Origin of the sequence: Bradyrhizobium sp. Pha-3, from assembly GCF_042258615.1 — a bacterium.
GTDB lineage: Bacteria > Pseudomonadota > Alphaproteobacteria > Rhizobiales > Xanthobacteraceae > Bradyrhizobium.
Map to the genome: position 1 here is coordinate 7,815,450 of NZ_CP170152.1, position 13,627 is coordinate 7,829,076.

The 13,627-nt window shown below is 57.6% G+C and carries 9 protein-coding genes; 5 read left to right on the forward strand and 4 right to left on the reverse strand.

Going from position 1 to position 13,627, the window contains the following annotated elements:
- Nucleotides 1-335: 335 nt before the first annotated feature.
- On the reverse strand, nt 336-1,379 hold the full coding sequence (locus tag ACE10Z_RS36530) for a hypothetical protein (RefSeq protein ID WP_375785035.1): 1,044 nt from the start codon (nt 1,377-1,379) through the stop codon (nt 336-338).
- Between the two features lie 386 nt (nt 1,380-1,765).
- Nucleotides 1,766-2,092, reverse strand: a complete 327-nt coding sequence (tnpB, locus tag ACE10Z_RS36535) for an IS66 family insertion sequence element accessory protein TnpB (protein ID WP_375785036.1) — start codon at nt 2,090-2,092, stop codon at nt 1,766-1,768.
- Between the two features lie 1,175 nt (nt 2,093-3,267).
- Here tnpB and ACE10Z_RS36540 point away from each other — a divergent pair.
- Both ACE10Z_RS36540 and ACE10Z_RS36545 read left to right on the forward strand, forming a co-directional pair.
- Nucleotides 3,268-4,017, forward strand: a complete 750-nt coding sequence (locus tag ACE10Z_RS36540) for a hypothetical protein (protein WP_375785037.1) — start codon at nt 3,268-3,270, stop codon at nt 4,015-4,017.
- 59 nt (nt 4,018-4,076) lie between these two features.
- Nucleotides 4,077-4,796 (forward strand): hypothetical protein, encoded by a 720-nt coding sequence (locus ACE10Z_RS36545; protein WP_375785038.1) that lies wholly within the window; start codon nt 4,077-4,079, stop codon nt 4,794-4,796.
- Between the two features lie 322 nt (nt 4,797-5,118).
- Here the strand turns inward: ACE10Z_RS36545 and ACE10Z_RS36550 are convergent, their stop codons facing one another.
- Nucleotides 5,119-5,364 carry a hypothetical protein gene (locus tag ACE10Z_RS36550; protein ID WP_375785039.1) on the reverse strand — a complete coding sequence of 82 codons (246 nt, stop codon included), beginning with the start codon at nt 5,362-5,364 and terminating at the stop codon, nt 5,119-5,121.
- 170 nt (nt 5,365-5,534) lie between these two features.
- A complete protein-coding gene (locus ACE10Z_RS36555) occupies nt 5,535-7,151 on the reverse strand; it encodes a hypothetical protein (protein ID WP_375785040.1) in 1,617 nt (538 codons plus the stop codon).
- 3,551 nt (nt 7,152-10,702) lie between these two features.
- Between ACE10Z_RS36555 and ACE10Z_RS36560 the strand changes: the two genes are divergently transcribed.
- The 3 genes from ACE10Z_RS36560 (at nt 10,703) to modC (ending at nt 13,610) form a co-directional block, all read left to right on the forward strand.
- Nucleotides 10,703-11,743 (forward strand): cytochrome-c peroxidase, encoded by a 1,041-nt coding sequence (locus ACE10Z_RS36560; protein WP_375785041.1) that lies wholly within the window; start codon nt 10,703-10,705, stop codon nt 11,741-11,743.
- 278 nt (nt 11,744-12,021) lie between these two features.
- Nucleotides 12,022-12,474, forward strand: coding sequence for a hypothetical protein (locus ACE10Z_RS36565; protein ID WP_375785042.1), 453 nt, complete (start codon nt 12,022-12,024; stop codon nt 12,472-12,474).
- The gene (gene modC / locus ACE10Z_RS36570) at nt 12,471-13,610 is read left to right on the forward strand and encodes a molybdenum ABC transporter ATP-binding protein (RefSeq protein WP_375785043.1); all 1,140 of its coding nucleotides are present in this window, start codon (nt 12,471-12,473) and stop codon (nt 13,608-13,610) included. Before ACE10Z_RS36565 ends, modC begins: the two co-directional genes overlap by 4 nt.
- Nucleotides 13,611-13,627 lie beyond the last annotated feature (17 nt).

Below are 13,627 nucleotides of genomic sequence, written 5' to 3' on the forward strand. Positions count from 1 at the left end.
GCGCGATATCCTTTCGGAACATGTGCTCGCGATCGTGTCCCTCGGCGTGGTGTAGCTTGCGGCGGGTCACCGCGTTCACCGGCCAAGACCGGGCAGATCAGCTGGCGATCGCCGGAAGGCTGACGGTGGGATCATCGCTCAAGGGCGCGATGGTTTCCCAGCGTCATGTAGCGGGCGCGCTGGACGGAGGCCTCCTCTGTGGCGCGGTGGATATCTTCCCTGTCGGCGGAGGACGCTACAACGCCTTCCGCGAGAACGGCACTTGGAAATGTAGGATAGCCGAAACCTCGACAGCGAGGCTTGCGAGCCACTGCGGGATCGGTCGTCGCATTGCCTTACGGCGAATCAGGGGTGACCCTTGCTTTCTTGATGGGCCGAGCACTTTGCGGTGCGTCAGCCCGGTGCGGATTCAGTTCGCTGGCGATCCGATAGTCAGCCAGATTGCCGCCCAGAAACAAGACCTCGGTCTCCTCGGTCGGTAATCCCCTCACCCAATCTCGCAACTCCCGATCTCCGGGAGCATGCCCGCGCTCTAGAATGTCATTGATTTTTTTAGCCGGCCAAGCGGAAACACGCGGTACCATGTAGGTGTGCAACTCCTTAGCGTTCTCTGCAATTGCCTTCGCGCCATACTCACTGTCGTCCCTTGAAACGAGCAGCTGTGAGGGGTCCTGGGACAACGACACAAACGCACTATCTATGTCGCCTTGCGTGTGCATCGCAGCGAGGCGCGCCTTATCGATTTCGTCCTCTTTCTTTTCGTCCTCCTCATCGTCCTCCCAGCGGAACGCTTCAGAAACATGCGGGTTTTCGTGACAACGCAAATCCGCCAAGGAGCGCACATGCGCGATGGCACTAACATTATCATCTAGGCGCGGATCGCAATCGCTGGCCGCGTCCTGAAAGCGGTGTAGCTGTAGATACGACGATGCCAGCACATTGTTGAAAACACTGCTGCTATCGACGCTGCCAGCGCAAGATCGGTTTGTTCCTGGCCATTGTGCTGATCGCTGTTCAGCCAGTCTGATCTCGTTCCTGAGCGCTTCAACGTTCGCTCCGCTCAGCGATGCGGCAAGTTCGGCGCGCCCCCTAACAAAAGATGGAGCTGGGCACCGTTCGGTCTGCGGGATAGCCCGCGCTCTCAGATTGCCCTTCGTCATAGTCGACCTTGATCCAATTTCAGAATCCGTCGAAGCGGCAGCTGTTGGTTGGATCGGCCGCAGCTCACTTAGCTTCTGGTCAAAGTTCGCTTGATCCGCGGACGGGTGTGCCGGCGAGCTGGCTTGTGAGCTCAAGTCTCCCGGTTGTCGCTGCGCCTGCTGCAGGAGATCGTAAGATTCATTGGAGTCTTCCGCGGTGTTCCGTAGGTCGGTATTCATTCTGCCGCCTCGAGCATTCCGTTTTCTATTTTCGTATATCTTCGAGAAGCCACGAGTCAGGGAAAGCAATGCCACCGATACTCACGCTCTTTCAGACGCCGTCCCGCTCGGCTTTGGGGAAAGAACGCCCGAATCGCCTCCGAACCAGTGGATACTGTAGTCGACTCGGAGAGCCAGAAAAACACAGAACATTTGGGAATGAAGCTGAAGCAAAAGGATTTGCGGGCGATTAGCCGCCTTCTCGGCCATAGTGAGCACCATGGCTCTCAGCGTCTCTACGTCATTCGGGAGGTTGAGATCGGGCGGCATCATTGGCCCGACCAGAGCGCTTTTTGCCCCGGTTCTCTTGCCTTTTCAGCTCACTGATTCACTTGGCCGCAGCGCCTTTACCCAACAATCTCCGGCCGCTTGACCGCCACGGTCCGGACCCGCTTCCAGTCCATTCCATCCACCAGTGCCGTCAACTGCGCAGGATTCATCTGCACCCGATGATGCCCGATCCGCGGCCAGCAGAACTTCGCCTCTTCAAGACGTTTTAAATAGAGGCACACGCCGGAGCCACCCCACCATACGATCTTTATTCCATCGGCTCTTTTTGCCCGGAACACATAAAGCACACCGTCGAACGGATTTGAACCGGCATCGCGCACAAGCGCAACAAGACCATCGATACCCTTGGAAGTCGTTGGATGGCTTGCGAGGAACACCTTCACACCAGAGGGGATCATGCCGAACGGACCGACCGGATCACCCGCTGCAAGTGCGCCTCGTCGACATCCACGCCGGCGCGCACGACCACCTCGCCAATCGCAATTTCGATCACTACACCTGCCACAGAAGCCACCACACCCTCGCAACTCGAGGGCCGCGAACGATAATGCCGCTCGGCCCGAGCATCACGGCGCCAGGCGAACAGCTGCGACGGGTGAATGCCGATCCGGCGGGCGTCGCCGATACGCTCGCGCCGGGCTCCAGCGCCTCTGTCACAACTGCTCCCTGAACTCGTCCGACCAGCGTCGGCGAAGCTGCCGCGGCGCCCCCTCAAGACTGTCGGCGACCGCTTCGATCATATCGAAGGTTCTCGTTCCAGAACTAGGCGCAGACATAGAAGCTCACATCGGCTCACAAACTCAGCAGCCGATAGCCGATCGCTCACCCACTCCGCCAGACGGGGTCTCATTGCCGCTTACGATGCTGCGCCGTCAGGTCGACGACCTGCTCACCGTTCAGTCTTGTCCGCGAGACGATGATCTTGCCTCGGCGCGAACAGATGCGAGATTGCGATGTGCGTCATGACGCAGTCCAACGCTCGCACATCTCGATGTTCTCTCAGCAGACTTGAGAGCTCGATCGTTGCAACGTCATCTCAGGAGTCGACTAGCCACTTCGCGTTCTGGTGAAAAAGACGGCCATCCGTGACTATCGAGGAGATGCTTGACATCGGCCAAGCCGTAGTCGGGCGAACTTGAGTCGCCACTCTTTCTCTGTTCGCCTGCGCAACACCGCCCCGATGGCGCCACCAGCAAGCTTACAATCTGACGCTACGTAAGATTCAAGTGGTTTGATGCCGATCTGAGATCGGCAGGGATAACCGGCTGATAGTGATCGTGACGATGATCACAGGCGTGCAGCTGATTCTTCGAACTCTTCCAGCTGCTCACAAACCTCACATAGATCATGAGTACGAGTGATTAGTTGCCGTTCTCGGCCTGCATCGTCTTTGCAATCAAGCGGCCTCACTGGCTTGATGTTAGGAAATGTCGGCCAGTCGCGCGTCTCGTATCAAAGATTCGATTGCCCCTTCTTTCTGCCATGTTCGCATCCAAAGCAGGTACTCGCCGATAGCGTGCTTCGCGCGCGGCAATAACGAGTGTCTCAGGAGATTTTCATGGTGAAGCCAGTTGTGATTGTGGTGGGTGCGGACAAAGGAGGTGTCGGCAAGACGACCGTATCACGGACGCTCCTGGACTACTTCAGAGTCAATAACGTGCAAACACGCGCATTCGACACGGAGTCGCCGCGGGGGACGCTGAAGCGCTTCTATCCGGAAATCACCGAGATCGTCGATATGACAACGGCCGCGGACCAGATGAAGATCTTCGATACCCTGAACTCAGGGCTATCCGTCACCGTCATCGATGCGCGCGCCGGCTTACTGTCCTCCGCACTAGCCTCCTTGCGCGACATCGGTTTTTTGGAAGCGGCGCGGTCTGGACAGATCACCTTTGCCGTCTTCCATATCTTGGGATCATCCATCGCTTCACTGGACGAGATCGCCGAGACCGCGACCTACATGAGCGGCGCAAAATACTATCTGGTCAAAAACTTCATCAACGACACTCAATTCTTTCAGTGGGACCAGCCGACCTATAATTCCTATTTTCACCGCATCAAGCATGCGACCGAGTTAACAATACCGAAACTTAACGAGATGGCCTATGAGCAGGTCGAAGTCGCTTCCGTCCCATTCGTCGACTTCGTCGCAAACAAGGGACGGAACGATGAGCCGGCGAATAACTCTTTCGTGCTGCGCGGCTATGTCCGGCATTGGCTGGCAAATATCTGGAGCGAATTTGATCGCATCAGCTTGACGGAATTGACCGGAGCCAAGTCAGCCAGCCGGGGCGACGAGAAGTAGTCGCATTATCGGCGAGCGACGGGTTGAGCCCAATACGAAACGAGATTGATCTGCTGGCTATGTTAGCAACCCCCATCTACATCATCTGCTCTCCTAGCCCGCAGGTCGGTAAAACTCTCATCGCTCGCCTCCTGAGCGAGTTCTTGCTGCTAAAAAATGGCAAGGCGCTCTCATTCGATGTCAGCCTGAAGGAGCCGTCATTGCTCGATTATCTCCCCAACATCACGGAGACCGCAGATGTGATCGATACTTACGGCAAGATGCAGCTGATGGACCCGCTGATCATCCACGACGGGGTCGCCAAGGTGATCGATCTCGGTTTCCATGCCTTTGATGAATTCTTCAAGACGTGCGAGGAGATCGGCTTTATGAAGGAGACGATGCGCTGCTATGTCGCGCCTATTATCTTCTTCGTCGCGGGTGCTGACCGCATCTCCTTTCGTAGTTATGAAATGCTTCGGCGGCGGATTCCGCCGGCGGCGCTGGTCACTGTCCACAATGAGTTCGTGCTGCGCGGCGAATTACCCGATGCGATGGATGGCGAGCGGGTACTTCGGATTCCCGCGCTGCCGCTGTTTCTCAAGAGATATATCGATCGACTTAGCTTTTCCTTCACCGGATATCTGCGCAACGAGAAGGACTGGTCCACCGAGCTGCATCAATGGATCCGACGAAACTACACCATGTTTCGCGACCTGGAATCGAGTGTGATGCTGCGGGGACCCCATCGATCTCGAGCGACGAATATCGAAAGCCTACGGGGCACAAGGGCACACTGAAGTTCCGGCTCGCCGTCCATCTCGCAATGGGAGGTGAACGTATGAAATTGCGATAAAGGCATCGAAACGAGCAATCGAGAGTACCTTTTCAAGCGGCGCGCGCTCTCGGCGCAATCAACAAGGGCTAAATAATGTCATCCTGGATGACAAGCTCCCTCCTGTTTTGACATCGGCTGCGAGGAGCGATCCTCCAACATCGGCTCATGCTGTCGCAGATTTCGACGGACAAGCGACGATGACCCGGTCCTTGGTTCGCTCCCATTGTCAGTTGAACAAACGGCTGCATCTGCAGTGATACGACGGATATTTCTCTACGCCCAGCTCACTGCAACCGATCCGCGCCGCGACCGATGAACTCGAGCATTGACTTTGCCTTGTTGATCTCGCGTGAGACACGCTTCAGGATCCGGATCGCCGCCTCATCCGTCGCAATCAGCCCCGCTCTTTCGCAGGCTAGCCCGAAATGATGCATCACCTGTTCGTCGGAAGGCGCGATGCGGTTCTGCAACACGCTGGTCGTCAATGATGAGAGCATGTACTCGACAACATCCTTCTCAGCCTCGATCAAGAACTACGCCCTTTCGACTGTTTGCTCAACTCTGTGAAGTGTGAACGCTGCCGATCGCATCACTAGGCGGCGTTCGCTGCGCGGGATCGTCGTGTCGAGGATCGCCGCATCATGGGCATTGAACACGGCTGCCGAGAGATTTCTTTGGTCGATTACCTCGTCTGCTGGGATCACTTCTCCCCAACACTGAGCTGCACGGCTTCAGTTTGCGTGAGTTGCAACTCCCTGATGATCTCCGCTATTGTTCGGTAGCCGACGGCGTCTTGCGGCCATCTACGAAAGCCATTCAGCAGATTCTCCGATTCCAGCTTGGAAAAGCCAAAGAGCCGGGCACCGCGGCGAATGACCTCGTCGGCGATTGCGATCGTGGCTCGGCGAGCGGCGCTCTCTTGCGGCCATTTGTTGAAACCGATCACCAGGCCCCTGAGGTCTTGGGCAGTGAAACCTGACAGCCCCGCCTTTTCGGCGCGACGAAGGACCTCGCCCGCAAGCACAACGGTCACTTGGCCACAAGGCAGTTCCTCCGGCCAATTGCTGAAGCCGTTCACTAAATTCGCCAGTCCCTGCTGTGAGAAATCGCAGAGCTGAGCGGCGCGGCGCAAGACCTCGCGAGCGAGTGCGACCGCGGCTCGGCGAAAGGCGGCCTCTTCCGGCCACCTGCCAAAGCCGTTCACCAGGTTTGCCAGCCCCTGCTGAGTTAGATCAGGGAGTTGGGCAGCACGGCAGAGTACCTCACCGGCGATCGCGACCGTAGCTTTGCGACAGGTCGCATCTTCAGGCCATTTGCAAAACCCGTTCACAAGGTTCGAAAGTGCTTGCTGGGTATAATGAGGAAGCTGGGCGGCACGGCGCAAGAGCTCATTTGCGATCGCAACTGTCGCTTGGCGCGAGGCTGCCTCATCTGGCCATTTACTGAAGCCATTCACCAGATGCGCCAGATCCTGCTCGCTAAACTCGTAAAACCGGACGGCACGTCCAAGGACTTCGCCCGCAATCGCGACTGTGACTTGACCACAGGGCAGCTCTTCCGGCCACTTGCTGAAGCCGTTCACGAGGATGGCCAACCCCTGCTGAGCAAAATCGCAGAGCCGGCCGGAACGGCGCAGGATTTCGTGCGCAAGCGCGGTCGCGGCTTGGCGCGAGGCCACCTCTTCCGGCCATTTGCTGAAGCCGTTGACCAAGCTCACCAGCCCTTGCTGTGTAAAGTCAGAGAGCTGGTGGTGACGACCCGCACGGCGAATGACCTCACCCGCGATCGCGGCCGCAGCCTGACGAAAGTCAGCCTCTTCCGGCCATTTGCTGAAACCGTTTATCAACCCCGCCAGGCTCAGATTGTTCAATCGTTGAAGCGAGCTGCTTTCCTCGCGACAAAAGTTAGCTATTCTGATCGCTCCGTTGCGACACTCCGCTCTACTGGAGTGCCGACCAAATGACGCCGTAAATATAGAGAGGGCTCTGGTTCCGACTTTCCCAATCAGCGCATGGTCAAGCTGCGACACACGAGAAGCCATTCTCTCGCAAGCGTCCCGGCCAGCCTGGCCTCCGGCCTTTCGGCTCACTGCGTTGCATGTCGTGGCATAGCCCCACGATCTCCCGGCACGGATGCTTTCCTCGAAACTCGGCAGAAATCTGGATTGAAACTCAACGGCAGCTTTTTGCAAAAATGCGGCGTGATCCGCCTTGCGCAGCTGCTTGTCGCGCGTGACCACTGCAGTTGAGAATTCAACGATATCGCGAGCACGATCGATTTCGCTTAACGCCGTCGTCAAGTTAGATTGAGCGGACATAAGACCTTCCGAGCTTTCATCGCAGCGCCCTGTGCGGCCAAGCGCTCAATGCGACCGGTCGTCGCCTCTGGATACCCGCCTATGCAGTTGAGGCATCCGTCTGCTAGCGCTGGGCTGTTTACACGCCGCGCTCTCGTTGCGCGGGGATAAATGCGATCGCAGCTGTTGCCGACCACATTCTGCATCATTCCATGATCTCATGCCATATCGCGAGCCCGCTTGTTGCAGCGCAATTGACAATAGCCCGCACAGCGTCTCCCCGTGCCCACGGTGCAACCGGTTTTCGTGCCCGTCGCCCGCAAGCGACAGGATTGGCAATTAGCATGCCGTCGCTGCCGATCACTCTTTGCCACTGAGGCATAGACGCGTGTCCCGCCTGCTTTTTTCCTCTACGAGACTACAACCTGACGCAACGTGCGATTCAAGCTGTTAAATGGGTGTCTTGACGCTGGATTTGCACAGCCGACGATGACAGCAAATGGTTATCAGCGGAGTGCCTATTGAACTCGACACTGAACCCCGACTGAAATAGTAATAATGATCTGTGATAGGCAGAGGTCTCACGCTTGCCCGTGCGTATTCATGGGCCGAGTCGCATGTGCAGCGTATTGCGGTCATGCTCGCCCTCCAACAAAGGAAGAACGTCGCGACCATGCGGTTTCTCATGGTGTTGGTGGCTCGCGCACCACGCTCATTTATCGATTGATAAGGCGATTGCGATGCCGGTAGCAGCACGAGACTGGCCACTGCTGGGAGAGAGGCGAGCGCAATAAAGTCGCCGCCATTTTACATCACTTGCGCCGTTGGAGGTCAACGTCGCCGCGTTCCGGGTCGTGCTCTGCTGGACTAAGGTGAGGCCAACGCCGAGTGGCTGGGCATCGAACAAAGTCGTCGAACATATGTCACTTTTGGTGCCATCGACCATGGCGGTGTGCATTGTGTCTGACGAACTTCTACTTGACCGTCAGCTTCCTCGGGCGTCGGACCCGGCCCAAACCTGATATACGTCGACCGTGTAGCGCGCAGGAAATATGCGGTATACGACGTCACAACGCCGGGAAACGCAATGATCTGCAGCATATTTTTTTCACACGCGCAGCGTGAGCTGGTACCGGTTGATGAGAGCCTTGCACACCTCAAACCGCTCGCCATATTCCCCGAGGACATGGGCAACTCACAAGTTCTTAGACGCAGCTGTTCGGCATGTATGCGGCGCCATGGAGCGGTTGCTCCCGGATACCCGCATGCTCGATGTTTCCAAATCGCCGGGTAAACCTAAATCTGCAGTCTATGATGACGTCGATCGATGATAGATTGAGTGAGATCAGATGGGTGCGAAACGAGATTTGGCGTTGTCGTAGGTTGCTTCGAGCGGGGCTGCCTGGCGCGGAGCGCGAGGTTGTGGAGAAGCGGCTGCTTGAACAGCTTTCTGCCTTCGAACGGCTCTTGGCGACCGCATTTCCTATGGTCCTGAGCACTGGAGCGAATTCGACGAAAAGCACCGTAGTTGGGCCAAGCGATTCCACTTTGGCGCCGATCGAGAACGCAGCAATCGCGTCAATCGGTTCCTTCGAAAGCCGATTGGCGGCCAACGTGAATGACTTCCCGTGCGTCGATTTACTCCCTCAAGGGCGACGGTCAACGCCAAGCTAATCGCGCGACGAGCGGCTCTGAATTGGAAGGCCGCCATGGAATGAACTCGCAACGCCAGCATTCAAGCGATTTCGCTGCCTGTTATAGCCGATTTGACCGCCTGCCAGGAACATTAGGCTGACGTCGCCATAGATTGACGGACCGTAGGAATTCCTGGACGATGCCTGGCCGTAACCAGCCCTGACGTGAATACCGTATATCCCCCGGGTCAGTTCGGCGAACCGGTGGCAACTTCGCTGCCGCCTCAAGGGTCCGCGGAATTGGCTGCACCGCTGATAACCAACTAGTGCAGCACGAAAATGCGAGCTTCCGATCGCATCACGATCTCGCAACAGGCGTGCGCGCGCTCTCGATCGCCGAACGAGGCTGTCGATGGCTGGAACTTGCATGCCCGCCAGTGGATCAACGGCCCTCCAGCCGGAGGGACGCTTTCAGCCCGATCAATCCGCTTCAAGACAACTAGCCTGACGAAAGCTCCAGCACCCACCCCGTTTGGACCGCTGACTGCCGGTTACATTCTGAGATTGACGCTCGGGCGGCTCACTCCCGATGCAGGACGATCGGAAGCTTGTCGACGCCTCGTTTCGCCCGTCCCTTTCTTTCCGCCGCGGTTGGCATCACCCGGCGACATTCGACAAGCAAGCTTTTGAAATTGTCCCGAAGACAAAACATGGTCGCGTCCACATCTCCACGTCCTGTAAAGCGGTTGCAGAAGCGCATCACGTCTGGTCTGCAAGACCTCAAGACCTCATCCGACCTCCGATCGCGCGCGTGAGCGTATCCCGTGCACAACATGGCCACGATCGCAATCATGGCAAGGGTGGCAGATTGGGATACGCAGGGGAGGTCCAACCCGTCCGTCGCTTTTGGTTCACCAAACCTCTCTTGCGCTGCATATCCTTCATGATCTTTCTTTGCCTCGTGATCATCGTCCAGCTTTCCGGGAAGCAGGCCAGGCATTGGCAGAAGCCGTCGTGCTATTGCAGGGCCGGCGTCATCGTTGCCGTGCTTCCGAATCATCGTTCCACCACGCGCGACAGCCCCGTCGCCAAGACTAACGCACAGCAAAGATCGGCTGCACACGTGGCTCGCGCAGCCCGCTTTATAGCTTGAGACATTCGCGATGTTGGTTCCCAATATGACTCGTCTGCAAGGGCGTCCGATCTTGCTTCGGAAGACCTACAACCTGACGCTACGGTCGATTCAAGCACTTTGAGCGTGGAGCGAGTGTCAATACGTCCTGAGATGGGCAGATCTGCATCTTGACGTGAGCAAGAAGAACGAACTCCTCGACAATTGCACGCTTCTCCGGCTGCACCGCGTGCCAGACGTCATCCGATATCGACCGATGATCGCTCCGCCCACCGTCGGGGCGCAGCGCATTGTTGAAGGCGCCGCAGACCGGCATAGCGAATTCCGTCGAGCCGATCATCCGACAAGTGGCGTCGCCGCTGCTCGCTCTGTGCCACGCCGACCAACGTCTTAGCGCCTGCACGCTCAACGATGGGCGGGACCGACCGCTTTACGGCTTGAATACAAGGTATGAAGCGATGTGCCCAGGATACCTTGGTCTGGGCTGGTGATTGTCGTTCTGTGACGGACAGTTGATTTCGCAGGTTCAGGCCGCCTGCTGCTATTCTTATTCTGCAGTTCCTTGAGACCCAATCAGCGCTTAGACCTCGAGCCCGACTGGCACGGCGGTTGCTACTAACAGCGGCAAGCTGTGAGACCTGGGTGCAGCCTAGCCGCAACACCGAAGATGCCATCGGTCTTTGACTGCTGCCAACCATTCTGCACACCGCAGGCCGCGCGAATCCCGCGCTATGTTCGCGATGTCAGGATCCAGGATAACAGACGGTAAGATCGGTATGAGCAAATCAGCGGCACGAGAGCTTTACATGGCAGGCAAGTTGTGTGTTGCGGCCGCCGGGATTCTGGCCACGTCAACAGCAAGTGCCAACGATGATTTGATGAACGCCGCGAGGCGGATTTTTAAGCCGATCCCCTCAGTCGTTCCTGAGATGAAGGATAACCCTATCACCCACGAAAAGGTCACACTTGGCAAATCCCTGTTCTTCGACCCGAGGCTATCGGCGAGCGAGGTCATTAGCTGCAATACATGTCATAATCTTGGGACCGGCGGAGTAGATGCCGGTCCGTTGTCGGTTGGACATCGCTGGCAGCTGGGTTCGCGTCGCGCGCCAACGGTCTATAACGCAGTCTTCAACGTGGCGCAGTTCTGGGATGGTCGCGCGGCAGACCTCAAGACCCAGGCCGCGGGCCCTGTCCAGTCCAGTAAAGAAATGAATTCGACGCCCGCTCACGTGCTCAACACGTTGAATTCGATGAACGATTATGTCGTTATGTTCAGTAAGGCGTTCCCCAACGACGCGGCGCCGCTTACCTTTGAAAATTTCGCCAAGGCCATCGAGGCTTTCGAGACGACATTGATCACACCCGCCGCCGCCTTCGACCGATACCTCGAGGGCGACGCGCATGCGCTTAGCGATCAACAGAAAGCAGGATTAAAGCTATTCATTGAAAAGGGATGCTCCTCCTGCCACAATGGAATCAACGTCGGTGGGCAGGATTACTTCCCGTTCGGTGTGATGGAAAGGCCAGCCGCAAGCCTGCTTCCTCGGGACGACAAGGGCCGTTTTACCGTCACCGGCGTGCCCGGCGACGAATATGTATTTCGCTCCGCCCCGTTGCGCAACGTCGCATTGCGCGCCCCTTACTTCCATTCGGGCCAGGTTTGGAGCCTCAAACAGGCGGTTGGCGTGATGAGTGAGATTCAACTCGGCGCGAAGCTTAACGATACGGAAAAAGACGACATCGTCGCGTTTCTGAATTCACTCACCGGGCAGCTGCCTAAGATCGATTATCCGATACTGCCCGCGCGTACCGAAAAAACGCCAAAGCCCTCCGCGGACAAATAGAGCCCTGCCGCAACAGAACCAGGCATTCGTCGAACGCTGAGGAATACGGCGCAACCACGCAAGCTTCTCCTCCATCCTGCATGGCCGGTTGGCGACGCGAACGTCTGAAACCCAACAACCCGATGGGGCCATTCCACACGCTGGGCTTGGACCTATGGGCGTTTCACCATGAGCCAAGCGGGCTGTGCACCATATTTTTGAACGGCACACAGATTGCTGGGTGAGGACCAAGGAGCTGCCGCGACGAAAGCGTCGGGCGGACCACCGCCGGAATTCCAATGAAGCTTATCCGATTGATCCTAATCGATCTGGTTTTGATGCTGCCTGCGCCTGAAATTGCAGAAGCCATGAATATGGGCGTTGCCGCAATCGTCACATTGGCTACGAAAGCTGTGGCCCCCTTCAAGCGGACTGCCGGCGCCGAGGCGGTATCGAGGAAGCGACAGCTCTCCAGCCAAACGATGCAAGCCCTGCCCGCGACACTGGAACCCGCTTTGTCGATGTCATCGACAAGCGCGCGCGGCAGCGTTCGACTGCCGGCGCTCAAGATGCCGGCTGCCGTAACACCATCAATCCGCAATCCTGCGACCGCACCTTATGGCCTCCTCGGGACGGAGAAGCCACGCTGGAGCGAGGCGGACCGGATTGTCGGTGGCGTGGTGATCTTCGCCTTTGCAGCCATTCCGCTCGTGATCTTGATGGAAGGATACAGCACAGGAACGGACACGTGAGAGACGCGAAACCTGGCCATATCGAGGTCGCCTTCAACGGCTCTCAGGCCAGCGTCCCGCTGGATGCGCAGTTCAGCGTACCGGCCAAAGGTGTCACGGCCATTTTCGGTCCGCCTGGGTGCGGCAAGACCACACTCGCGCGCTGCATCGCCGGCGTTCAGCGTCTACCGAGCGGGTTTTGCGCAATCGATGGCGAGATTTGGCAGGATGAGACGACGTTTTGGCCGCCTCATCAGCGTCCCGTCGCATATGTATTCCAGCGACCGATTCTGTTTTCTCATCTGTCTGTCAAGCGCACCCTTCTGTACAACGCGCCCAAATCAACACCGACACTGATCGACTTTGATGGTGTGGTCGAATTGCTCGACCTGGCGCCATTGCTTGACCGCCAGCCCTCATTTCTTTCTGGGGCCGAGCGACAGCGACTTGCCCTGGGCAGTGCGCTGTTGTCCCAACCTCGGCTACTTTTGCTGGACGACCCGCTCATTTTGCTCGACAGCCCCGCCAAGCGCGAGATTCTGCCATTTCTCGAGCGCATGCGTGAAGAGCTCACGTTGCCGATGATCTATATCAGCCATGACATGGCTGACATCGAGCGCCTTGCCGATCATCTCGTCATGATGAGAGATGGCATTGTGACTGCGGCTGGGCCGCTGCATGCCGTTCAGAGCGAGCCAGTGCTTGCCGCGCGCGGCGAAGCGGCGGTTTGCGTTGACACCATCGTCGGCGGCTATGACGGACGCTATGGGCTAATCATCCTCCGCCTCAAAGGTGCGCGTCTGTTGATACCGGGACCGCCGCTCAGACCCGGCGCGCAGCTACGGCTGCGCATTGCAGCCGGCGATGTCAGCATCACGTGCGAGGCACCGCGCGCAAGTTCCATCCTCAATATCTTTCCGGCACGCATCAAAGCTTCTCTGCCGTTCGACGAAGCTGAGGTGACATTGGTTCTGGCTCTCGAAACAGGCCGATCGGGCGTGCCACTTTTGGCCCGCATCCCGCGCCGCTCCTTTGATGCGCTAAAGCTCAGCCATGGAACGGACGTATTCGCCGAGGTCGCGCGCGCCTTGCCGGTCGCGGCCCCCGAGCGGTTGCTCGTAACCCCTTCCACACCAGCTAGAGATGCTCGACGGTGAGCACCGACACGAGAAAC